Genomic DNA, 21,244 nt, shown 5'->3' with positions numbered 1-21,244 from the left:
AATGTTACAACCAGTAAGAACTAAGTGGAGAAAAGCTCATAAAGGAAGAATTCATGGTAATGCTTCAAGAGCTAACTTTATTAATTATGGCGCATTTGCTTTAAAAGCTATGTCACCAGAGAGAGTTACTGGTAAACAAATCGAAGCTGCGAGGGTAGCCTTAACAAGACACATGAAAAGACAAGGTAGAGTATGGACAAGGGTTTTTCCAAATATTCCAGTTTCAAAAAAACCTATTGAGGTAAGAATGGGTAAAGGTAAAGGCTCTCCTGAATATTACGCATGCAGAGTAAAGCCGGGCAGAATTTTATTTGAAGTTGATGGTGTATCAGAGCAAATTGCAAAAGAAGCTTTATATAAAGCATCAGCTAAATTACCAATAAAAACAAAAACTATTAAAAGATTTGTATAATGAAGAAACAAGAAATTAAAAAATTGTCAAAAGATGAAATCTTGAAAAATATTGATAAGTTAAAAAAAGACTTATTTAATTTTAGATTTCAAAAAATAAACTCGCAGATAACAAATCCAGCTAAGATCGGCGAAACTAAGAAAACTATCGCTAGATTAAAAACAACTTTAAAGGAAAAATTAAATGCCTAAGAAAATTTTAACAGGAATAGTTGTAAGTGATAAACCAAATAAAACCATAACAGTTATGGTTGAAAGAAAATTTTCTCACCCTGTTCTTAAAAAAGTAATAAAAGTTAGAAAAAAATATAATGCACATGATGAAAATAACAAATTTAAAAATGGCGATAAGGTTTCTATAATTGAAAGTAAGCCATTTTCAAAGAATAAGAAATTTCAAGTAATGGAGAACACAAAATAATGATTCAAGTTCAAACAGAATTACAAGTTGCTGATAACACTGGGGCAAAAAAAATAGAGTGTATTAAAGTTCTTGGTGGATCTAAAAGACGATATGCTAGTATTGGTGATACTATTGTCATTGCTGTTAAAGAAGCTATTCCTAAAGGAAAAGTCAAAAAAGGAACTGTGCATAAAGCTGTAGTGGTTAGAGTAAAAAAAGGAATACATAGAGATGATGGTTCTAAAGTTAGATTTGATAACAATGCGGCTGTATTAGTTGATGATAAAGGAGAGCCTGTGGGTACAAGAATTTTTGGACCTGTAACAAGAGAATTAAGAAACAGAGGGCAAATGAAGATAATTTCTTTAGCTCCAGAGGTATTATAATGATTAAAAAAGGTCTTAAAGTAATAGTTTTAACTGGTAAGGATAAAAGAAAAGAGGGTGAAGTAATTGAAATAGATAGACCTAACAATAGAGCAAAAGTTAAAGAAATAAACATGGTTAAAAAACATGTAAAAACAACTAAGGAAAAAAAAGGTGGAATAGTTTCTAAGGAAAATTTTATTCACATCTCAAATTTAAAATTGGTTGATGAAAAAAGTACTAGTAAAAAAACTGAGGCTAAAAAATAATGACACCAAGATTGAAAGAACTGTTTTTTAAGGAAATTCAACCTGCTTTAAAAAGTCAATTTGGATTAAAAAATGTTTATATGGGTCCTAAAATTGAAAAAATTGTTTTAAATATGGGCTTAGGATTAGATGGCAATGACGCTAAAATATTAAAATCTTGTGAGGAAGATCTAGCAAAGATTACTGGTCAAAAACCTGTTATTACAAAATTCAAAAAATCTGTAGCAAATTTTAAAACCAGAAAAGGATCTAATGCAGGTTTAAAAGTTACTTTAAGAAAGAATAAAATGTATGAGTTTCTAGACAGATTAGTAAATATCGCTTTACCAAGAATAAAAGATTTTAGAGGGCTTTCTGCTAATGGTTTTGATAAGTTTGGTAATTATACTTTTGGTATTAAAGAACACATTATTTTTCCAGAAGTTAGTTTTGATAGAGCTGACAAAGTAAGAGGCCTGGATATTGTAATTGTTATATCATCTCAAAATAAAGATCATAGTTTTGCATTACTAGAAAAAATGAATTTCCCATTTATTAAAAAAGGAGAAAATTAAGAATGGCTAAATTGAGTTCAATAAACAAAAATAATAAAAGAATAAAATTATCAGATAGATTTTATAAAAAGAGAGAAAAATTAAAGAAAATAGTTATGGATAAAAAACTTCCATTAGAAGAAAGATTTAAAGCACAGCAAAAACTTTCAAAGTTACCAAGAAATTCTGCGAAAAATAGAGTTATGAATAGATGTCAAATCACAGGAAGACCTCACGGTGTTTATAGAAAATTAAAGATATCAAGAATTGCATTAAGACAACTTGGATTGCAAGGAAAGATACCTGGTTTAGTTAAATCAAGTTGGTAGAAAGGATTATATGAGTTTAAGTGACCCAATTGGAGATATGATAGCAAGAGTTAAAAACGCTCAAGCAAGAAATCACAAAAAAGTAGAATTACCATCTTCAAATTTTAAATCTAAAATTGCTGATATTTTAAAAAACGAGGGTTTTATTAAAGATTTTAAAATTGTAGAAGAAGAAAAAAAACCAGTTTTATCATTAGAGCTTAAATATCATTCTGGAAATCCGGTGATTAGTAATTTTGAAAGAGTGTCAAAACCTGGAAGAAGAATATTTTCAAGCGCTGACAGTTTGCCAAAAATCAATAACGGATTAGGAATAGCCATTGTATCAACTCCAAAAGGAGTTATGACTGATATGGATGCAAGAAAACAAAAAGTTGGTGGAGAAATAATCTGTAAGGTATTTTAATTATGTCTAAAATCGGCAAAATAAATATTACAATCCCTGAAAAAGTTAAAGTTGCTTTAGCTGGTAATATTTTAAATATAGAGGGACCATTAGGAAAAAAATCATTGGATATAGATTTAGATATATTTAATCTAGATATTAAAGAGGGGAAAGAAATCTCAATTAAGCCAAAAAAAATAGATCAAAATACCAAAAGACTTTGGGGAATGAACAGAAGTCTAATTAATAACGCTGTTATAGGTTCAAGTACAGGTTATGAAAAAACTCTAGAATTAGTTGGTGTTGGATATAGAGCAGCTTTAAAAGGTAATCAGCTTAATTTGCAATTAGGTTATAGCCACGACATAGATTTTGACATTCCAGAAGGAATTAAAATAGCTGTTGAAAAACAAACCACTCTGAAAATAACTGGATCAGATAAACAGTTAGTTGGTGTTGTTGCTTCTAAAATTAAAACTTTTAGAAAAATTGAACCTTACAAAGGTAAAGGAATTAGAGAAAAAGGACAATATGTTCTTAAAAAAGAAGGAAAGAAAAAATAATGAAGTTAACCACATCAATTAGAAAACGTTTTAGAGTAAGTAATAAAGTTAAAAAAGTTGCATCTAAAGATAGATTTAGATTATGCATATCAAGGTCTGCTAAAAATATTTCTGCTCAAATTATTGATGATACCAAAAATACAACTTTATTATCTGCTTCATCAGTTGAAAAAGATATTAAATCTGGTTCTAAGGTAAATAAAACTGAACTTTCAAAAATTGTAGCTGAAAAACTAGCAAAAAAAGCTCAAGAAAAAAAAATAACAAAGATTTTTTTTGATAGAGGTGTTTACAAATATCATGGCCGAGTAAAAGTATTTGCAGAAACTTTACGTAAAAATGGAATGGAATTTTAATTATGGAAAACAATAAAGATAAAAAAACTGATGATATTTTAGAAAAATTAGTCCATATCAACAGAATTACAAAAGTTGTAAAGGGTGGAAGAAGATTTGGATTCTCTGCATTAGTTGTTGTTGGAAACCAAGCTGGTAGAATTGGAATTGCTCATGCTAAAGCAAAGCAGGTACCGGATGCTATCAAAAAAGCAAATGAAATGGCAAGAAGAAAATTAATTCATATTCCACTACGAGAAGGAAGAACAATTCACCATGATGTTAAAGCAAAGGATGGATCTGGTAGAATTGTATTGAGGGCTGCATCAAAAGGAACAGGTATAATTGCAGGTGGTCCAGTTCGTGCCGTTTGTGAAGTTTTAGGTGTAAGAGATATTGTTGCTAAATCAATGGGAACTTCTAATGCTCATAATGTAATAAGAGCAACTATTAAAGCACTAATGAAACAAAATTCACCAAAACAAATTTCAGCTATTAGAAATAAAAAAATATCAGAAATAATTGAAAAAAGAGGCTAATGACTACACAATTAAATAATAGAGAAAAAATCAACAAACCTAAGATCAGAATAGGTAGAGGAATTGGATCAGGTAAAGGAAAAACCTGCGGCAGAGGTGTTAAAGGACAAAAATCTAGGTCAGGTGTTGCTATAAAAAGTTTTGAAGGTGGCCAGATGCCTTTATACAGACGTCTACCTAAAAGAGGATTTAATTCAATATCTACTGAAAAAGTTGCAATTTTGAACTTAGAAAAAATTCAATCATATATTGATAGTAAAACTCTTAATGGATCAGAACTAATAAATACTGAATCTTTAAAAAAACTTAAAATAATAAACAAAAACTCAACAAAATTAAAAATTTTAGGTTCTGGTGAGATCAAAGATAAAGTTAATATAGAAGCTAATCTTGCATCGAAATCTGCTATTGAAAAGTTAGAGAAAATTGGTGGATCAATTCAACTAAAAAAATAAATCATTGAAATATGAGTTCATCATCTTCCTCAATTGATTTAAGAAATAGAATTCTTTTTACTATTGGTATTTTAGCTGTTTATAGATTTGGAACATTTGTTCCACTACCAGGTATAGATCCAGAGCAACTTAAAATATTGATGGATAGTAATCAAAAAGGATTACTTGGTATGTTTAATGTATTTGCGGGTGGAGCAGTAAGTAGAATGGCAATATTTGCTTTAGGAATTATGCCTTACATTTCTTCTGCTATCATTGTTCAGTTATTAACGGGTGTATCTGATTACTTTAAAAATTTGAAAGCTCAAGGTGAAACAGGAAGAGCAAAGATAACGCAAATAACTAGATATGGTACAGTGCTTCTTGCTACTGTCCAAGGTTATGGTTTAGCTGTAGGATTAGAATCTTCTGCAAATTTAGTAATAAATGCAGGTTTATTTTTCAAGATTTCAACTGTTACAACCATTGTTGCAGGAACAATTTTTTTAATGTGGCTAGGGGAGCAAATTACTCAAAGGGGTATTGGTAATGGAATTTCATTAATAATCTTCGCAGGTATTGTAGCAGAAATTCCAAGAGCTTTAGTTACAACTTTTGAACTAGGAAGAACTGGAGCTGTTTCAACATTAATGATTTTAGCAATATTTATTTTATTAATTGCAACTATTTTATTTGTTGTGTTTATGGAAAGAGCTCTAAGAAAAATTTTAATTAATTATCCCAAAAGACAAATGGGGAATAAGATGTATGGTGGAGAGTCATCGCATCTACCATTAAAAATAAATCAAGCAGGTGTAATTCCTGCAATTTTTGCCTCAGCTCTTCTATTATTACCAGTAACTTTTTCTAATTTTAATTTTTCTGATAACGAAACATTTTTAAATTTGAGTTCTTATTTTACTCAAGGTCAACCACTTTACATGCTGTTGTATGCATCAGGTATAATCTTTTTTACTTTTTTCTATGTTTCGATAACTTTTAATCCAACTGAGACAGCAGATAATTTAAGAAAATACGGTGGCTTTGTACCAGGAATAAGACCAGGTGAAAGTACAGCAATTTATATTCAGAATATATCAACAAAACTTACAACAATAGGAGCTTTGTATTTAACCTTAGTCTGTTTAATGCCAGAATTTTTAATTGCAAATTATCCAATACCATTTTATTTAGGTGGTGCATCAATTTTAATTGTTGTTGTGGTAGCTATAGATACAGTTACACAAATCCAAACTAGATTAATGAGTGCTCAATACGAGCAATTGATTAAAAAAACAAAATTTGGAAGATAATTTTAAGTGAATATAATTCTATTTGGACCACCGGGTGCTGGTAAAGGCACTCAAGCTCAACAAATTGTTAATAAGTATAACTATTTTCAATTATCCACTGGTGATTTATTAAGAGATGAAGTCAAAAGAAATACCGATTTGGGAAAACAAATTGAAGAAAAAATCTCCAAAGGTAATTTTGTTTCAGATGAAATTGTAAATGAGTTATTAAAAAAAACTATTAAAGATTTAAAATTTAGAGATAGAATTATTTTTGATGGATATCCAAGAACAATCGAACAGTCTAAAAATTTAGATATAATTTTAAAAGAATTTGATGAAAAAATAGATTTAATAATATCACTTCATGTTCCAAGAGAGATTATAGAGAAAAGAATAGAGGGCAGACTTATATGTGAAAAATGTAACACTACTTTAAATAAGTTCTTTAATGAGGAAGAAATTAAAATGCATCCGTGTGGTGCAGATCGATTTATTAAAAGAAAAGATGATAATTCAGAAACTTTAATGAATAGATACGATATATATACACAAACAACAAAACCAGTGATTGATTTTCTATCGCAAAAAAGTTTTTTTCATGAAATTGATGGAACACTTAAAATAAGTGAAATAACCAATAAAATTAACACTTTTCTTAATGTTTAACCCGTTGACATTGAAAGAACTTATTATATAAAAGGCACAATTTATCACAAATCTTATGGCTCGTATCGCAGGTATAAATATTCCACAAAATAAACTTGTTCACATAGGTTTAACTTATATTTATGGAATTGGTGATAAATTTTCTCAACAAATTTGTTCTTCATTAGAAATTCCGAAACAAAAAAGAGTAAATGAATTAACTGATGATGAGATTTTAAAAATTAGAGAATACATTGATCAAAATTTTAAAGTTGAAGGTGATTTAAGAAGAGATTATTCGTTAAGTATAAAGAGACTTATCGATTTAGCCTGTTATAGAGGTACAAGACATAGAAAAAAATTACCTGTACGAGGTCAAAGAACTAGATGCAATGCCAGAACCAGAAAAGGAAAGGCTATTGCTATTGCAGGAAAAAAATTAACACCAACTAAGAAATAATAACAATGGTAAAAACTGAAAAAGTTGAAAGTAAAGATCAAAAAGTAGAAAAATCTTCAAAAAAATCTAATAAAAGTTCTTATTCAAAAAAGAAGAAAATTAAAAAAAATATTTTAAATGGTATTGCATATGTTCAATCAACATTTAACAATACTATAATATCAATTGCTGATACTAATGGAAATGTTGTTTCATGGGCATCAGCTGGACAAAAAGGTTTTAAAGGATCAAGAAAATCTACTCCTTATGCTGCGCAAATTGCTGCTGATGCAGCAGCTTCTAAAGCATTAGAGTATGGAATGAAAACTCTATCAGTTGAAGTGAAAGGTCCAGGATCTGGTAGAGAAACTGCATTAAGAGCTTTACAAGCAAGAGGATTTAAAATTTTATCTATTAAAGATACAACACCAATGCCACATAATGGTACACGTCCACCAAAAAAAAGGAGAGTTTAATGGAAACCGAAAATGTTAATGTTAAAAATTGGAAGTCATTAATTAAACCTAGTAAACTAGATGTAAAGATTAGTGATGACTTAACACATGCAAAAATAATTGCTGAACCATTAGAAAAAGGCTACGGGCTAACTTTAGGAAATTCTTTAAGAAGAATTCTTTTATCTTCAATTAGAGGAGCAGCAGTAACATCAATTCAAATCGATGGTGTTTTACATGAGTTTACTTCAATTAAAGGTGTAAGAGAAGATGTAACTGACATCGTTTTAAATGTTAAATCTTTAGCTTTAAAATGCTCATCTGAGGGAACTAAAAAATTAATTTTAGATGCAAAAGGACCAGGAGAAATTAAAGCTTCTGATATAACACCAGTTGCTGATGTTGAGATTTTAAATCCAGATTTAGTAATTTGTAATTTAGATGAAAATACTAATTTTCATATGGAAATGAATGTTAATACTGGAAAAGGTTATGTTCCAGCTGAATTAAATAAGCCAGAAGAACCACCTTTAGGATTAATTGCAATTGACTCTTTATATAGTCCTGTAAAAAAAGTTTCTTATTCTGTAAGCACAGCTAGAGAAGGAAAAGCTCTTGATTACGATAAATTAACAATGGAAGTAGAAACAAATGGTTCAATTTCTGCTGAAGATGCAGTTGCATATTCAGCAAGAATTTTTCAAGATCAGCTTAAAATGTTCGTTAATTTTGATGAGCCTGTTGAAGCTCCAGTTAAAGAGGTATCTACTGAACCAGAATTCAATAAAAATTTATTAAGAAAAGTTGATGAATTAGAACTTTCTGTAAGATCAATGAATTGTCTTAAAAATGATAATATAATTTATATTGGTGATCTTGTTCAAAAATCAGAAGGTGAAATGTTAAGAACACCAAATTTTGGCAGAAAATCTTTAAATGAAATAAAAGAGGTTTTAACTGGTATGTCTTTATATCTTGGTATGGAAATACCAAACTGGCCACCAGATAACATTGCTGAAATGTCGAAAAAACTTGAGGAAGCTATCTAATGAGACACGGAATGGCTAATAAGAAGTTGAATAGAACTTCTGAACACCGAAAAGCCCTACTAAAGAATATGCTTAATTCATTAATTAAGTATGAGCAAATTAAAACAACATTGCCAAAAGCAAAGTTTTTAAAGCCACAGGCTGATAAAATAATTACTCTTGGTAAAAAAGAAACTTTACAAACAACTAAAATGCTTGTCTCGAAGTTACAAGATGTGAAATCTGCTAACAAGGTGAAGAAAACTCTTTCTAAAAGATATGAAAAAAGAAATGGTGGTTATACAAGAATAATTAAAGCAGGTTTTAGATATGGTGACAATGCACCTATGGCAATCATTGAATTTGTTGATAGAGATGTTGAGGCTAAAAGAATAGATAAACCAAAAAAAGATAAAGCTGCTACAGAAAATAAAAAGGTTGAAGAAAAAACAACTGCCACAGCATAGTTAAATTAAAAAAATAATCCGTTAATGATAAAATCATACGTTGTTGATGAAACATGTAATGATATGCGTTTAGATAGATGGATAAGAAACAAACTTGGTAACATCCCACAGAGTCTTGTAGAAAAAAGTCTAAGGTCAGGAAAAATTAAAGTTAATAAAAAGAAAGTTAAAAGTTCTTTTAAGATAAAAACTGGATTTGAAATCCAAACATTTAATATTAATTTTAAAGAAAATATTTTACAAAAAAAAATTAAGTACCAACCTACAGATCAAGTTATTAAAGAAAATGAAAATCTAATAATCGATGATAATGAAAATTTTATAGTGCTAAATAAAAAATCAGGTATTTCTGTTCAGGGTGGAACTAAATCTAAAAAAAATTTAGTTGATATTTTTTCAAAAAGTGAAGTTTTTAAAAATTCTAAACCATACTCAGTTCATAGATTAGATAAAGATACATCAGGTGTTTTTATTATTGCTAAAAACAGAGAAACAGCTCAGTTGTTAACATCATTATTTCGTTTGAGAAAGGTACATAAAACTTATTTAGCAATTTGTAATGGTGAAATTGAATCTGATAAAGGTGAATGGATAAGTGATTTGATCAGATATGAAAATGGAAAAAAAATTATAGAGAAGGCAAGAACTTTATATAAAGTAATAGATAAAAATTCATTATGTTCTTTGGTAGAGATGAAACCTATTACTGGAAGAAAGCATCAATTAAGAAAACAACTTTATGAAATTGGAAATTCAATATTTGGTGACACTAAGTACAGAAATACTGAGTTTGCTAAAGGAATAAATAAGGAATTGATGCTACATTCTTATCAAATTAAATTTATGATAAATGAAAAAAAATATACTTATACTGCTTTATTACCTGATTATTTTAAAAAATTAATAAAAACTAAGCGTTTAAAGTTTTCAAATTAGTAAGAAATTTTTCTATCAAAATATCTTTAATTTTTTCATAATTTTGGTTAGAAATTTTTTTTAAATTCGTAACTCCTTTATCTGAAATTCCACAAGGAACTATACTTTCAAAAGGTTTTAAAGAATTGTTAATATTTAAAGAGAAACCATGATAAGCAATCCATTTACTAACACGCACACCAATAGCCGCAATTTTTTGAATTTTATGATTATTATTAAACCAAATTCCTACATTCTCTCTGTCAGAAAAACTTTGAATGTTATAATATTTTAATGTTTCAATTATACTTGTTTCAATAATATTAATAAATTTTCTAATATCTTTTTTACGTTTTCTTAAATCAATTACAAAATAAAAAATTAACTGACCTGGACCATGATGAGTAATTTTTCCTCCTCTATTGGTTTCATAAATCTGAATTGAATTATCTAAAATTTCTTTTTTTGAATAACTTGTGCCTGCTGTAAAAATAGCTTCATGCTCCAGAATCCAAATTAATTCTTTTTCTTTATTTGCACTAACTAATTTTAATCTATTTTCTAGTAAACTTATTGCATTTTGATATTTTACTGGTTTTTCGGTCTTTTTGATCTCAATATTCATTAAAAAATTGTATTCTTCTTGTATTGTATTAAAAGTTGCAAAAAATATTACTGGTAAACTTATGACTTTAACAAAAAAAATAAAAGATAAAAAAGTTAACTTTGAGTTTAACAAAGAATATATAAAAGTCCTAACTGATAAAATTTCAAATAATGATGCAGTTTTCATAACTAATTCATTTAAAGAAATGCATCCAGCTGATGCTGCTGACATAATTGAGCATTTAAATCAAAATGATAGGGAGAGTTTAATTAAACTTAATGAGTTTAAAATTGATCCTGAAGTATTTATTGAACTTAATGAGTCGGTTCAATCAGAAATCATTAAATACTTATCTTCAGCATCAATTATAAGAATTTTAAAAAATCTTGAGTCAGATGATGCAATTAAAATTTTAGAAAATGTTAATGAGAGTGACAAAAATTCAATATTAAGTGAATTACCCCCAAAAGATCGTTTTGCTTTACTTGAGGGTCTGAGTTATCCAGAAGATAGTGCTGCTAGAATTATGCAGAGAGAATTTACTGCAATACCGAGTAATTGGAGTGTAGGTCAAACAATTGATTATTTAAGAGAAAATAAAGAATTACCAGAGGAGTTTTTAGAAATTTTCATTGTTGATGAAAATTTTAAACCGATAGGAACTGTACCATCATCTAAAGTTTTAAGAACATCGCGTGATACAAAAATGATCGCTATAATGACTGAGTCTCCTTTTTTAGTACCAGTAGATATGGATAGAGAAGAAGTAGGTAACTTATTTGAAAATTACAGTTTAAATTCTGCATGTGTAGTTGATAAAAATAATAAATTAGTAGGGATGATTACTTATGATGATGTATTAACAGTCTTAAAAGAAGAGGCTGAAGAAGATGCTTTAAGACTAGCTGGTGTTGGTGATGAAGAAATCACAGATGGAGTTTTTGTAAAAACAAAAAGACGCTTTAATTGGTTACTGCTGAACCTTTTCACTGCTTTTTTGGCAACGTGGTGCATAAGTCTATTTGGTGCAACTATAGAACAGATGGTCGTTTTGGCTTTTTTGATGCCAATTGTTGCTTCTATGGGAGGTAATGCTGGCATGCAAACTCTAGCAGTAACTGTTCGAACTTTAGCAACTAACGATTTAACAAAAAACAATTTTAATCAAAACATTTTAAAAGAATTTAATATAGGTGTTTTAAATGGAATTATTTTTGCAATTATCAGTTCTTTAATCGTACAACTTTGGTTTAAAGATATTCAATTATCTTTAATTATCTCAATTTCAATGATTATCACAATGATTGTTGCTGGTTTGTTTGGTATTGTAGTGCCAGTAACCTTAAAAAAAATGAAAATAGATCCAGCTATTGCCTCAAGTGTGTTTGTAACAACCATAACAGATGTAATAGGTTTTGTATCTTTTCTGGGAGTAGGAGCTTATTTTTTATAAATTGTCTATTAATCTTACATTTTGTAAATAATAAGCAATAAATAATCTTGAATTTTTGAAAGTGTTTGAAGTTTTTAAAGTTTTTAAATTTCTAAATTCTAAGTAATCAAGTTTAATATTATTCTTCTTTACCAAGCTTTTGGATTCTTTTTTTAAATAAATTTTTATATTTTTTTGCTTATTGATATTTTTTTTTATTTTTTTTAGATCTTTGACAACATTAGCAGCAACAACTAATGATTTAGGTTTAAGTAATAAATTTCTTGAAGAAAGAGCAATTGATTTATCATCTCTAATTGTTTTGCAATTGATTACTTTACTTGGGTATTTTCTTTCTATGTATTTCTTTAATAGGTAATATTGTTGGTAATCTTTCTCTCCCATGAATATTTTGCTAGGCATAATTAGCTTTGTAAGTCTATCCATTACATCAATAACACCCTCAAAATGTCCTTTTCTATATTTTGCGCATAGAATTTTATCTTTTTGAGATAGTGCAATCTTTTTTGTTCCTCTTTTTTTATAAATGTCTTCAGTTTTTGGAATAAAAACCAAGTCAACTTTGAGTTTTTTTAATATTTTTAAGTCATTCCTAGTGTCTTTTGGATATTTTTTATAATCATTTAAATTATTAAATTGTGTTGGATTAACATAAATACTTACTAAAGTATTTTTACATTCTTTTTTAGATTTCTTAATTAAGTATTCGTGGCCCTTATGAATGCTTCCCATTGTGGGAACAAAACCTAAATTTTTAATTTCTTTAAGTTCTTTTTTAAGAATTAAGCTATTTAATATAATTTTCATTTGTATTAGCTAGTTTAATAAGTAAAACATTTGCATGATTAAACAAGCAATTATTCCACTGGCTGGTCTAGGTACCAGATTGCTACCTTTAACAAGTGTTTTAGCAAAAGAACTTTTACCAATAAATGGTAAACCTGGAATTGAGTATATCTTAGATGAATGTATTGATGCTGGAATTAAAGAAATAATATTTATTATTTCAAAAAAGAAAGAAATTATTAAAAAATATTTTTACAATGACTCTTTTTATAAAAAAATAATAAAAAAAAAAAATGATCCAAGAATAAAAAAAGAATATCAAAAAATATTAAAATATAAAAAAATGATAAAGTTTGTTTATCAAAACAGGCCATTAGGAACTGGTGATGCTGTATTAAAAACAAAAAATTTAATAAAAGATAATCATTTTTTAATGCTTTTACCTGATGATCTTATTATTAAAAATAATTGTTCAAAATCTATGATCAAGATTCATCAAAAATTTAAATCATCTGTGATGGCTAGTATGACAGTTGAAAAAAAAACTGTTTCAAGGTGGGGAATTTTTAAATTTAAGAATAGAATAAATAAACAAAATTCGTTAATAGAGGATGTAGTTGAAAAACCTTTAGTTAAAAACGCTCCTTCTAACAAAGCTGTAATTGGAAGATATATACTTCCAAAAAAAATTTTTAATTTACTATTGAACCAAAAACCTGGAAAAGGTGGTGAAATTCATATAACTGATGCGATACAAAAATTAATTAAAGATAAAGAAAAATTTATTGCTCACAACTTTTCTGGAAAGTATCTAGATTGTGGTACAATGCATGGTTATATTAACTCTACATTAGAAATTGCAAGATCATGAAATTATGTATGATAGGAACTGGTTACGTAGGTTTAGTAAGTGGTGTATGTTTTTCTGATTTAGGAAATGAAGTTATTTGTGTTGATAAAGATATTAATAAAATCAAAAACTTAAAAGATGGAAAAATTCCAATCTACGAGCCTGGCTTAGACGAGCTTGTTAAAAAAAATATTAAGAATAAAAGATTAAGCTTTTCTAATGATTTAAAAAAATCTGTTAGAAAATCTAATATAATATTTATTTGTGTTGGTACACCGACTAAAAGAGGAGGAAGCAGCGCTGATTTAAATCAAGTATTTGGAGTTGCTAAAGAATTATCTAAAAACATCAACAAATATAAGATAATTATAACAAAATCTACAGTTCCAGTTACAACCGGTGATGAAATTGAAAAAATTTTGATAAAATCAAATTCTCGAAATAAATTTTCTGTTGTGTCTAACCCTGAGTTTTTACGAGAAGGTGAGGCAATTAGAGATTTTATTTACCCAGACAGAGTTGTAGTCGGTTCTAATGATGAGAAATCATCTAGAATTTTAAAAAATTTATATTCCCCATTAATTGCTAAAGGGGCAAAATATATCAATACATCAAGAAGGGCAGCTGAATTAATTAAGTATGCTTCAAATGCTTTTTTAGCTACTAAAATTACCTTTATTAATGAATTAGCTAATCTATGTGAAAAAACAAATATAAATGTTGATGATATATCTATTGGGATGGGTTTAGATCAAAGAATTGGAAGTCGTTTTTTAAGAGCAGGTCCTGCATATGGTGGATCTTGTTTTCCAAAAGATACAAAAGCAATAACCTCAACAGCTGATAAGTTCTCTACGAATCTTTCTATTATCAAATCTGTTATCAAATCAAATGAAAATAGATCACAATTGATGTTAAAAAGAGTTTATCAAATATTAAATAATAAAGTTAAGAATAAAAAAATTAGTTTTTTAGGTGTTACATTTAAAGCTAATACTGATGATATGAGAGACTCATCAAGTTTAATAATGATTCCAGCTCTATCTAAAAAAGGAGCTTTGATAAGATATTTTGATCCAACCGGTTACAAAAAAGAATTTAAGGGATATAAAAATGTAAGTTTTGCTAGATCAATTTCAAGATGTCTTGAAAAAACTGATTTAGTAATTATTCATACTGAATGGAATGATTTTAAATCTCTAGATTTTTTAAAATTGATTAAGAATAAGAAAATTAAAATTTACGATATGAGAAATTTATACGTACCAAGTAAAATGACTAATAAAAATGTCAAATACTACAGTGTGGGGAGAGGTTAGTTCTTAATTCAACTCAAATATTGCATCAACCTCAACAGCTACACCAAGTGGCAAGCTGTTAGTGCTTACAGCAGCTCTCGTATGTTTGCCAGCTTCTCCAAAAACTTCAGCTATTAAATCAGATGCACCGTTGATTACTTTTGGTTGTTCAGTAAAATCTTCAGTAGAATTCACAAAACCTGTCAATTTTACACAATTCTTAATTTTAGAAAGATCTCCGTTACAAGCATGTTTTGCTTGAGTGATAATACTAAGCCCACAACGTTTTGCTGCATTATATGCTTGATCCGAGTTTAAATCTGAACCAACTTTACCTTTGATGAGTTGACGATTTTCATCAATTGATATTTGTCCTGATATATAAAGCAATTTACCAACTATTTTAGTAGCAACATAATTTCCAGCTGGAGCTTTTGCTTCTGGTAATTTTAAACCTAATTTTTTAATATTATCTTCATAGCTCATTTAGATTTCCTTTTTTTTGATTTTTTATTTTTATCGTATTCCTTCCTTTTCTCAATAAGAATTAAAGCTTCCTCCATTGTAAGATCTGTTGGATCTTTTTCTTCAGGTATTGTTGCGTTTAAGGATTTATATTTAATATAAGGTCCATATTGGCCTTTCATCACTCTAACTGGTTTTTTATCTTCCGGATGCTCTCCTAAATCTTTAATTATTGAAGATGACATTCGACCAGGTTTAGCCTCTGCAATTAAAGTAATTGCTCTATTCAACCCTAATGAAAAAATTTCATCAACATTTTCAATTCTCGCAGATTTGTTATCACACTTTAAGTAAGGTCCAAATCTCCCAGTGTTAAGCATTATATCTTTTTGATTTTCAGGATTTACCCCTAGCGATTTTGGAAGTGAGCATAAGAATTTAGCTTTTTCTAAATCTAGAGTTTCAAGTTCTATCCCTTTTGGTATTGATATATTCTTCAGGTTATCATTTGTTTCTTTTTTTAATTTTTTCTTTTTTTTTTTTTTAACATCCTTTATTTCATTTTCTATTTCTTCAGGAATGATTTCATATTGTAAATAAGGACCAAATCTTCCATTTTTTAAAAAAATATCATTTCCATTATCATGCTTACCTATAAATTTTGGTTCTGCTAATTGAGCTTGTGCAGCTGCCTTAGCTTTTGATAGTGGTCTTGTGAACTTACAATCAGGATAATTTGAACAGCCTATGAAAGCACCTCCTCTAAAACTATTCTTTAAACTTAAGACACCTTCTGAGCAAATTTTACATTTTCTATCTATATTTCCATCTTTATCTTTATCAAATACTAAGTCACCTAAACTATCATTTAATAGATCAAGTACTTCCCTTGTTCTTTTTTCTTTAACTTCAGAAACATTGTTATTAAAATCTTTCCAAAATAATTCTAAAACTTTAATCCAGCTTTCCTTACCTGTGGTAATTTCATCTAATTGGTCCTCAAGGCCTGCTGTAAAATTATAATCTACATATCTTGAAAATAGTTTTTCTAAAAAAGCAGAAATTAATTTACCTCTATCGGTTGGAAAAAATCTTTTATTAGTGATTTCTGCATAACCTCTATTTGCAATCGTTGAAATAATACTTGCATATGTTGATGGTCTACCAATTCCTAATTCTTCTAATTTTTTAACTAGACTTGCTTCAGAGTATCTTGGAGGAGGTTGTGTGAAATGCTGTTCGTCCATTAAAGCTTCAATATTAACTGGACCTTTTGATACTACTGGCAGTATTTCTTCATCTTCCTCCTTAGAAGGAGATTTGTAAATTTTCAAAAAACCATCAAATTTTAAAATAGAACCACTTGATTTACAAATTGTACCTCTATCATTTGATGTAAATGTTATGGTACTTCTATCAAATTGTGCAGACTCCATTTGTGATGATAAAGCTCTAGACCAAATCAATTCATATAGTTTGTTTTGATCTGTACTTAAATATTTTTTCACATTTTCAGGTGATCTACTAATATCTGTTGGTCTAATTGCTTCATGTGCTTCTTGAGCATTTTTAGCTTTTTTACCAGAATAATTTAGAGGTTGGCTTGGTAAATATTCTTTACCACAATTCTCTTTAATATAATCTCTAAAGGTACTAATTGCATCAGCGGATAAATTGGTTCCATCTGTTCGCATATAAGTAATAAGGCCTATAGTTTCTCCTTCTATTTCAATACCTTGGTATAATCTTTGTGCTATTTGCATCGTTCTAGATGCTCCAAACCCTAATCTACTAGATGCTGTTTGTTGAAGTGTTGAGGTTGTAAATGGTCCTGATGGTTTTCTGCTAACAGTTTTACTTGATATATCAGTAATCGAAAATTGCTTTTTTTTAATATCCTCAATAGCTTCATTAATTTCGACTTTATTTTTGAAAGTAAATTTTTCTATCTTATTTGAGTTTAATTCATAAATACTTGCAGTTATAAAATTATTATTCGTATCTGAAAATTTTACGCTTAAAGTCCAAAATTCTTCAGGATTAAATGACTCAATTTCATGTTCTCTTTCTGTAATTAATTTAAGAGCAACAGATTGCACTCTTCCTGCAGATTTTGATCCTGGTAATTTAGTCCAAAGAATAGGGGATATATTAAAACCAACTAAATAATCTAAAGCACGCCTAGCCATATAAGCGTCTACTAAATATGGTTCAATTTGCCTTGGATTTTCAATTCCATGAACTACTGCTTTTTTTGTAATTTCATTAAATACAACTCTTTCTACTTCTTTATCTTTAAGGAGTTTTTTTTGATCTAAATATTCTTTAACATGCCAAGCTATTGCTTCACCCTCTCTGTCAGGGTCTGTTGCTAAAATAATTTTTGAAGAATCTTTAGCTGCATCTGTTATTTCTTTTAAATATTTTTTTGAAAAACTATCAACTTCCCATTCCATTTTAAAATTTTGATCAGGGTCTACAGATCCATTTTTCGAAGGTAAATCTCTTATATGACCATAACTAGCCAAAACTTTATAATCATCACCGAGATATTTATTTATTGTTTTAGCTTTAGCTGGACTTTCAACAATTACGAGATTCATGCTTACAAACTAACGAAAACTTATTGATAGTCAAATTAATAAATTTTAGTTTTTGTTTCTTCTTTATTTTTTAGCCTTTTGATATTTTCTCTGTGTGTATAAAAAATCAAAACAAACATTATTAGAAAGAAAATTATATTACTTTGAATGTTAAAGAAAAAAATGAAAATAGGAACACTCAAAGTTGCAATTAAAGATGATAAAGAAGACAGTTTTGAAATAAAGTAAACTATTAGCCAACTTACAGAAAAAACTATTGCGAATAAAACATTGATTGAAAAAAGTATTCCAAGATATGCAGCAACACCTTTTCCACCTTTAAACTTTAGCCACACTGGAAAAACATGTCCTAAAAATACACTTAAAGCACCAATATAAATATATTGTGGGAAATAATATTTGATTAATATAATTGGCAATACAGCTTTTCCCACATCGAGTACTAAGGTTGAAAATCCTATAATTTTATTGCCAGTTCTAAGAGCATTTGTTGCACCTATATTTCCTGAGCCGATATTTCTAATATCTTTCTGTAAAAAAAATTTTGTTAATAGGAAACCAAAAGGTATTGATCCTAAAAGATATGTAATCAAAATTACTAAGATATAATCCATTTATAATTTGAATAATTCCTTACCTTTTACAAAAGTATTTAAAACCCTGCCTTGAAGTTTTTTATCTTCTATTGAGGTATTTTTAGATTTTGAAATCAATTTATCTTTTTTTACTATCCAAGGTTTGCTTATATCTACAATGCAAAAGTCTGCATCATTTCCTATAGATAAATTTCCTTTGTTAATTTTAAGAATTCTGGCAGGGTTATTTGTTAAAGCATTTATTATAGTATCTAATTTTAGAGAACCATTATGATAAAGTTCAAGACTTAAAGACAGTAAAGTTTCAATTCCTGATGCACCTGTAGCAGCTTGCGCAAAGGTTAATCTTTTAGACTCTTCATCTTCAGGTTTATGATCTGACACAATTACATCTATTGAGCCATCTTTTAAACCTTTCACTAATGCTAATCTATCTTCTTCCTTTCTTAATGGAGGTGAAAGTTTTAAAAAAGTTCTAAAGTCACCAATGTCATTTTCATTTAGAGATAAATTATTTATTGAAACTCCAGAAGTAAATTGGACTTTATCTTTTCTTTCTTCTAAGGTTAAAATTGATTTTTCAGATGATAATTGAGATATATGATACCTGCATTTAGTTTTTTCCAATAATGTTAGATCCCTTTCTATTATAATCCTTTCAGCTATATCAGGAATACCTGCTAAACCTAATTTTGTTGCTATAATTCCAGAATTAATCATACCATTTTTTGCAAGCTCATAATCTTCAGCATGTTGCATAATTAAACTTCCTAGGTCTTTTGCGGAATTCATAATTCTAGACATCAGTCGTGAGTTTTGAATAGTTTTGATTCCATCTGTAAATGCTATAATACCTTTTTCTTGTAATAAACCAAATTCAGTCATGGTAACGCCTTCAATTTCTTTTGTAAGTGAGGCACATGGAAAAATATTAATTTTAGATTTATCTCTTCCTCTTCTTTTTAAAAAATCAACTATCGAGACATTATCAATTATTGGATCAGTATTTGGCATAGTAACTACTGATGTTACTCCACCAGCTAGGGCCGCATTACTTAAAGTTCTAAAATTTTCTTTATATTCATACCCAGGTTCGCCAACAAAAACTCTCATATCCACTAAACCTGGAAAAATATATTTTCCATTTAAATCAATAGGCTTTTCTCTTGATGGTAAGTTATTTGTGTTAACTTTTTTACCAATTGCTTCGATTTTTCCATTTTCACCAACTATAAGCCCACCATTTTCATTCATTGAATTGTGAGGGTCGATTATATTGGCGTTTATAAAGTATTGTCTTTTCATTTACTTACAAAAAATTTTTAAACAAGCCATTCTTACAGCTACACCTAATTCTACTTGTTCCTTAATTACACTTTTGTTTATATCATCAGCTAACATTGTATCTATCTCTATACCTCTATTCATAGGTCCAGGATGCATTATCAGTGCATCAGGTTTTGCATGATCTAGCTTGTCTGGTGTTAATCCATAATATTCATAATATTCTCTGTTGGAGGCAAGGTATGAGCTTGTCATCCTTTCATTTTGAAGTCTTAACATCATAACTATGTCACAATTTTTAAGTCCTTTTTTCATATCAGTAAAAGTGTTCACTCCAAATCTTTCAATTTCTTTTGGCATTAAATTTGTAGGAGCAATTATATTAACTTCTGCACCCAGCATATTAAGAAGATAAATATTTGATCTTGCTACCCTTGAATGTACTATGTCTCCACAAATTGCAATTCTAAGACCTTCTATTTTTTTTTTTCTAGTAATTATAGTTAGTGCATCTAGCAATGCTTGAGTAGGATGTTCTCTTCTACCATCACCTGCATTTAATACAGCACAATTAACTTTTTGAGATAAAAGGTTACATGCGCCAGAGTCTTGATGCCTAATAACAATAATATCTGGATGCATTGCATTTAAAGTCATTGCTGTATCGATTAAGGTTTCTCCTTTTTTAATTGCAGAATTACTAATATTCATGGACATAACATCAGCGCCAAGTCTTTTACCTGCTAATTCAAACGAGCTTTGTGTTCTTGTTGAGGGTTCAAAAAATAAATTTATTTGAGTTTTACCTTTAAGAACATCTGTTCTTTTATTATTGCTTTGATTAAGTTTTATGTAATCTTTTGCTTCGTCTAAAATAAGATTTACGTCGTTAATTGATAAATCTTGTATTCCTAGGAGATGTTTTTGAGAAATCTTAATAGCTTTATTGGTTTTAATTGCCATTAAAACCAACTCTATAACTATAATGCTTTACTATAGCAAGTGTTAATTATTTAAATAATCAATTGCACCTTGTAAAATGAAAGCAGCTGCGTTTTCATCAATTTTTTTCTCTCTTTTGCTAACACTAACATCTATTTGACTGGATAAATTGAATGCTCCAACTGTGGATAATCTTTCATCCCAAAGAATAATTGGAATATCAATAATATCTTTAATATTTCTAATAACGTCATTAACAGATTGGGCAGATCTACCCGGTGTTCCATCCATATTAAGAGGATTTCCAACTATAATCCCTCCAATATCATTTTCTTCAATAATTTCTCTTATTTGTTCAATTAAATTCTTGCCAGTGGTTTTGTGAATTGTTTTAAAGGGAGTGGCTATTAATCGTTTTTCATCACAAATTGATACACCAATTCTTTTTGATCCAAGATCAAGACCAATTAATCTAGTTTTCTTAGAATTAATTTTTTTAAAATCTTCAATTTTGATCATATTGTATATTTTTTACTTAAGTGATAGTTTG

Annotated in this window: 30 protein-coding genes; 22 read left to right on the top strand and 8 right to left on the bottom strand. The window is 28.6% G+C overall.

Going from position 1 to position 21,244, the window contains the following annotated elements; genetic code table 11:
* Position 1: 1 nt before the first annotated feature.
* The 19 genes from rplP to B9N70_RS03165 are packed head-to-tail and all read left to right on the top strand — an operon-like array spanning position 2 to position 9,831.
* Entirely contained in the window at positions 2-412 is a 411-nt protein-coding gene (gene rplP / locus B9N70_RS03255; protein ID WP_085114373.1) for a 50S ribosomal protein L16, read from the top strand.
* A complete protein-coding gene (gene rpmC, locus B9N70_RS03250) occupies positions 412-603 on the top strand; it encodes a 50S ribosomal protein L29 (RefSeq protein ID WP_085114372.1) in 192 nt (63 codons plus the stop codon). The genes rplP and rpmC overlap by 1 nt, the downstream gene beginning before the upstream one ends.
* Positions 596-832, top strand: coding sequence for a 30S ribosomal protein S17 (rpsQ, locus tag B9N70_RS03245; RefSeq protein WP_085114371.1), 237 nt, complete (start codon positions 596-598; stop codon positions 830-832). Before rpmC ends, rpsQ begins: the two co-directional genes overlap by 8 nt.
* Positions 832-1,200 (top strand): 50S ribosomal protein L14, encoded by a 369-nt coding sequence (rplN, locus tag B9N70_RS03240; protein WP_085114370.1) that lies wholly within the window; start codon positions 832-834, stop codon positions 1,198-1,200. Before rpsQ ends, rplN begins: the two co-directional genes overlap by 1 nt.
* Entirely contained in the window at positions 1,200-1,448 is a 249-nt protein-coding gene (gene rplX, locus B9N70_RS03235; RefSeq protein ID WP_085114369.1) for a 50S ribosomal protein L24, read from the top strand. Before rplN ends, rplX begins: the two co-directional genes overlap by 1 nt.
* Positions 1,448-2,002, top strand: a complete 555-nt coding sequence (rplE, locus tag B9N70_RS03230; RefSeq protein ID WP_085114368.1) for a 50S ribosomal protein L5 — start codon at positions 1,448-1,450, stop codon at positions 2,000-2,002. Before rplX ends, rplE begins: the two co-directional genes overlap by 1 nt.
* 2 nt (positions 2,003-2,004) lie before the next feature.
* The gene (rpsN, locus tag B9N70_RS03225; protein ID WP_085114367.1) at positions 2,005-2,310 is read left to right on the top strand and encodes a 30S ribosomal protein S14; all 306 of its coding nucleotides are present in this window, start codon (positions 2,005-2,007) and stop codon (positions 2,308-2,310) included.
* Between the two features lie 10 nt (positions 2,311-2,320).
* Positions 2,321-2,716, top strand: a complete 396-nt coding sequence (rpsH, locus tag B9N70_RS03220; protein WP_085114366.1) for a 30S ribosomal protein S8 — start codon at positions 2,321-2,323, stop codon at positions 2,714-2,716.
* Between the two features lie 2 nt (positions 2,717-2,718).
* The gene (gene rplF / locus B9N70_RS03215; RefSeq protein ID WP_085114365.1) at positions 2,719-3,258 is read left to right on the top strand and encodes a 50S ribosomal protein L6; all 540 of its coding nucleotides are present in this window, start codon (positions 2,719-2,721) and stop codon (positions 3,256-3,258) included.
* Positions 3,258-3,614: a 50S ribosomal protein L18 gene (gene rplR / locus B9N70_RS03210; protein ID WP_085114364.1), complete on the top strand. Its 357-nt coding sequence runs from the start codon at positions 3,258-3,260 to the stop codon at positions 3,612-3,614. The genes rplF and rplR overlap by 1 nt, the downstream gene beginning before the upstream one ends.
* A 2-nt stretch (positions 3,615-3,616) precedes the next feature.
* Positions 3,617-4,132: a 30S ribosomal protein S5 gene (rpsE, locus tag B9N70_RS03205; RefSeq protein ID WP_085114363.1), complete on the top strand. Its 516-nt coding sequence runs from the start codon at positions 3,617-3,619 to the stop codon at positions 4,130-4,132.
* The gene (rplO, locus tag B9N70_RS03200; RefSeq protein WP_085114362.1) at positions 4,132-4,587 is read left to right on the top strand and encodes a 50S ribosomal protein L15; all 456 of its coding nucleotides are present in this window, start codon (positions 4,132-4,134) and stop codon (positions 4,585-4,587) included. Before rpsE ends, rplO begins: the two co-directional genes overlap by 1 nt.
* An 11-nt stretch (positions 4,588-4,598) precedes the next feature.
* On the top strand, positions 4,599-5,879 hold the full coding sequence (secY, locus tag B9N70_RS03195) for a preprotein translocase subunit SecY (RefSeq protein ID WP_085114361.1): 1,281 nt from the start codon (positions 4,599-4,601) through the stop codon (positions 5,877-5,879).
* Positions 5,880-5,885: 6 nt separating this feature from the next.
* Positions 5,886-6,527: an adenylate kinase gene (locus tag B9N70_RS03190; RefSeq protein ID WP_085114360.1), complete on the top strand. Its 642-nt coding sequence runs from the start codon at positions 5,886-5,888 to the stop codon at positions 6,525-6,527.
* A gap of 55 nt (positions 6,528-6,582) precedes the next feature.
* The gene (gene rpsM / locus B9N70_RS03185) at positions 6,583-6,966 is read left to right on the top strand and encodes a 30S ribosomal protein S13 (protein WP_085114359.1); all 384 of its coding nucleotides are present in this window, start codon (positions 6,583-6,585) and stop codon (positions 6,964-6,966) included.
* 5 nt (positions 6,967-6,971) lie between these two features.
* Complete coding sequence (gene rpsK / locus B9N70_RS03180) at positions 6,972-7,421, top strand: 30S ribosomal protein S11 (protein WP_085114358.1); 450 nt, start codon at positions 6,972-6,974, stop codon at positions 7,419-7,421.
* Entirely contained in the window at positions 7,421-8,449 is a 1,029-nt protein-coding gene (locus B9N70_RS03175; RefSeq protein ID WP_085114357.1) for a DNA-directed RNA polymerase subunit alpha, read from the top strand. Before rpsK ends, B9N70_RS03175 begins: the two co-directional genes overlap by 1 nt.
* Positions 8,449-8,895: a 50S ribosomal protein L17 gene (rplQ, locus tag B9N70_RS03170; protein WP_085114356.1), complete on the top strand. Its 447-nt coding sequence runs from the start codon at positions 8,449-8,451 to the stop codon at positions 8,893-8,895. The genes B9N70_RS03175 and rplQ overlap by 1 nt, the downstream gene beginning before the upstream one ends.
* A 24-nt stretch (positions 8,896-8,919) precedes the next feature.
* Positions 8,920-9,831: an RluA family pseudouridine synthase gene (locus B9N70_RS03165; RefSeq protein WP_085114355.1), complete on the top strand. Its 912-nt coding sequence runs from the start codon at positions 8,920-8,922 to the stop codon at positions 9,829-9,831.
* Here B9N70_RS03165 and lipB read toward each other — a convergent pair.
* Entirely contained in the window at positions 9,806-10,435 is a 630-nt protein-coding gene (gene lipB / locus B9N70_RS03160; RefSeq protein ID WP_085115121.1) for a lipoyl(octanoyl) transferase LipB, read from the bottom strand. The two genes, B9N70_RS03165 and lipB, sit on opposite strands and share 26 nt — an antisense overlap.
* 61 nt (positions 10,436-10,496) lie before the next feature.
* Between lipB and mgtE the strand changes: the two genes are divergently transcribed.
* Positions 10,497-11,870, top strand: coding sequence for a magnesium transporter (gene mgtE, locus B9N70_RS03155; protein WP_085114354.1), 1,374 nt, complete (start codon positions 10,497-10,499; stop codon positions 11,868-11,870).
* Here the strand turns inward: mgtE and panC are convergent.
* Entirely contained in the window at positions 11,865-12,677 is an 813-nt protein-coding gene (gene panC / locus B9N70_RS03150; RefSeq protein WP_085114353.1) for a pantoate--beta-alanine ligase, read from the bottom strand. The genes mgtE and panC overlap by 6 nt on opposite strands.
* A gap of 34 nt (positions 12,678-12,711) precedes the next feature.
* Between panC and B9N70_RS03145 the strand changes: the two genes are divergently transcribed.
* Positions 12,712-13,527, top strand: coding sequence for a sugar phosphate nucleotidyltransferase (locus B9N70_RS03145; protein WP_085114352.1), 816 nt, complete (start codon positions 12,712-12,714; stop codon positions 13,525-13,527).
* Complete coding sequence (locus B9N70_RS03140) at positions 13,524-14,825, top strand: UDP-glucose dehydrogenase family protein (RefSeq protein ID WP_085114351.1); 1,302 nt, start codon at positions 13,524-13,526, stop codon at positions 14,823-14,825. The genes B9N70_RS03145 and B9N70_RS03140 overlap by 4 nt, the downstream gene beginning before the upstream one ends.
* A 3-nt stretch (positions 14,826-14,828) precedes the next feature.
* Here the strand turns inward: B9N70_RS03140 and B9N70_RS03135 are convergent, their stop codons facing one another.
* Genes B9N70_RS03135 through ruvX form a run of 6 tightly spaced genes read right to left on the bottom strand, consistent with a single transcriptional unit; the run spans position 14,829 to position 21,213 of the window.
* Positions 14,829-15,290: a RidA family protein gene (locus B9N70_RS03135; protein WP_085114350.1), complete on the bottom strand. Its 462-nt coding sequence runs from the start codon at positions 15,288-15,290 to the stop codon at positions 14,829-14,831.
* Positions 15,287-17,872: a type I DNA topoisomerase gene (gene topA / locus B9N70_RS03130; protein WP_085114349.1), complete on the bottom strand. Its 2,586-nt coding sequence runs from the start codon at positions 17,870-17,872 to the stop codon at positions 15,287-15,289. Before topA ends, B9N70_RS03135 begins: the two co-directional genes overlap by 4 nt.
* Before the next feature lie 35 nt (positions 17,873-17,907).
* The gene (gene plsY, locus B9N70_RS03125) at positions 17,908-18,486 is read right to left on the bottom strand and encodes a glycerol-3-phosphate 1-O-acyltransferase PlsY (protein WP_085114348.1); all 579 of its coding nucleotides are present in this window, start codon (positions 18,484-18,486) and stop codon (positions 17,908-17,910) included.
* A complete protein-coding gene (pyrC, locus tag B9N70_RS03120) occupies positions 18,487-19,773 on the bottom strand; it encodes a dihydroorotase (protein ID WP_085114347.1) in 1,287 nt (428 codons plus the stop codon).
* Positions 19,774-20,715 (bottom strand): aspartate carbamoyltransferase catalytic subunit, encoded by a 942-nt coding sequence (locus B9N70_RS03115; RefSeq protein ID WP_085114346.1) that lies wholly within the window; start codon positions 20,713-20,715, stop codon positions 19,774-19,776.
* Positions 20,716-20,757: 42 nt separating this feature from the next.
* The gene (ruvX, locus tag B9N70_RS03110) at positions 20,758-21,213 is read right to left on the bottom strand and encodes a Holliday junction resolvase RuvX (RefSeq protein ID WP_085114345.1); all 456 of its coding nucleotides are present in this window, start codon (positions 21,211-21,213) and stop codon (positions 20,758-20,760) included.
* Between the last annotated feature and the right edge of the window lie 31 nt (positions 21,214-21,244).

It is taken from the genome of Candidatus Pelagibacter sp. HIMB1321 (genome assembly GCF_900177485.1).
Classification (GTDB): Bacteria; Pseudomonadota; Alphaproteobacteria; order Pelagibacterales; family Pelagibacteraceae; genus Pelagibacter.
Note: the sequence above shows the minus strand (reverse complement) of the source record. Positions and strands in the feature narration are given on the sequence as shown.

Coding starts and splice junctions, on each gene's coding strand:
- rplP (WP_085114373.1), top strand. CDS start 2: ATGTTACAACCAGTAAGAACTAAGTGGAGAAAAGCTCATAAAGGAAGA.
- rpmC (WP_085114372.1), top strand. CDS start 412: ATGAAGAAACAAGAAATTAAAAAATTGTCAAAAGATGAAATCTTGAAA.
- rpsQ (WP_085114371.1), top strand. CDS start 596: ATGCCTAAGAAAATTTTAACAGGAATAGTTGTAAGTGATAAACCAAAT.
- rplN (WP_085114370.1), top strand. CDS start 832: ATGATTCAAGTTCAAACAGAATTACAAGTTGCTGATAACACTGGGGCA.
- rplX (WP_085114369.1), top strand. CDS start 1,200: ATGATTAAAAAAGGTCTTAAAGTAATAGTTTTAACTGGTAAGGATAAA.
- rplE (WP_085114368.1), top strand. CDS start 1,448: ATGACACCAAGATTGAAAGAACTGTTTTTTAAGGAAATTCAACCTGCT.
- rpsN (WP_085114367.1), top strand. CDS start 2,005: ATGGCTAAATTGAGTTCAATAAACAAAAATAATAAAAGAATAAAATTA.
- rpsH (WP_085114366.1), top strand. CDS start 2,321: ATGAGTTTAAGTGACCCAATTGGAGATATGATAGCAAGAGTTAAAAAC.
- rplF (WP_085114365.1), top strand. CDS start 2,719: ATGTCTAAAATCGGCAAAATAAATATTACAATCCCTGAAAAAGTTAAA.
- rplR (WP_085114364.1), top strand. CDS start 3,258: ATGAAGTTAACCACATCAATTAGAAAACGTTTTAGAGTAAGTAATAAA.
- rpsE (WP_085114363.1), top strand. CDS start 3,617: ATGGAAAACAATAAAGATAAAAAAACTGATGATATTTTAGAAAAATTA.
- rplO (WP_085114362.1), top strand. CDS start 4,132: ATGACTACACAATTAAATAATAGAGAAAAAATCAACAAACCTAAGATC.
- secY (WP_085114361.1), top strand. CDS start 4,599: ATGAGTTCATCATCTTCCTCAATTGATTTAAGAAATAGAATTCTTTTT.
- rpsM (WP_085114359.1), top strand. CDS start 6,583: ATGGCTCGTATCGCAGGTATAAATATTCCACAAAATAAACTTGTTCAC.
- rpsK (WP_085114358.1), top strand. CDS start 6,972: ATGGTAAAAACTGAAAAAGTTGAAAGTAAAGATCAAAAAGTAGAAAAA.
- B9N70_RS03175 (WP_085114357.1), top strand. CDS start 7,421: ATGGAAACCGAAAATGTTAATGTTAAAAATTGGAAGTCATTAATTAAA.
- rplQ (WP_085114356.1), top strand. CDS start 8,449: ATGAGACACGGAATGGCTAATAAGAAGTTGAATAGAACTTCTGAACAC.
- B9N70_RS03165 (WP_085114355.1), top strand. CDS start 8,920: ATGATAAAATCATACGTTGTTGATGAAACATGTAATGATATGCGTTTA.
- lipB (WP_085115121.1), bottom strand. CDS start 10,435: ATGAATATTGAGATCAAAAAGACCGAAAAACCAGTAAAATATCAAAAT.
- mgtE (WP_085114354.1), top strand. CDS start 10,497: ATGACTTTAACAAAAAAAATAAAAGATAAAAAAGTTAACTTTGAGTTT.
- panC (WP_085114353.1), bottom strand. CDS start 12,677: ATGAAAATTATATTAAATAGCTTAATTCTTAAAAAAGAACTTAAAGAA.
- B9N70_RS03145 (WP_085114352.1), top strand. CDS start 12,712: ATGATTAAACAAGCAATTATTCCACTGGCTGGTCTAGGTACCAGATTG.
- B9N70_RS03140 (WP_085114351.1), top strand. CDS start 13,524: ATGAAATTATGTATGATAGGAACTGGTTACGTAGGTTTAGTAAGTGGT.
- B9N70_RS03135 (WP_085114350.1), bottom strand. CDS start 15,290: ATGAGCTATGAAGATAATATTAAAAAATTAGGTTTAAAATTACCAGAA.
- topA (WP_085114349.1), bottom strand. CDS start 17,872: ATGAATCTCGTAATTGTTGAAAGTCCAGCTAAAGCTAAAACAATAAAT.
- plsY (WP_085114348.1), bottom strand. CDS start 18,486: ATGGATTATATCTTAGTAATTTTGATTACATATCTTTTAGGATCAATA.
- pyrC (WP_085114347.1), bottom strand. CDS start 19,773: ATGAAAAGACAATACTTTATAAACGCCAATATAATCGACCCTCACAAT.
- B9N70_RS03115 (WP_085114346.1), bottom strand. CDS start 20,715: ATGGCAATTAAAACCAATAAAGCTATTAAGATTTCTCAAAAACATCTC.
- ruvX (WP_085114345.1), bottom strand. CDS start 21,213: ATGATCAAAATTGAAGATTTTAAAAAAATTAATTCTAAGAAAACTAGA.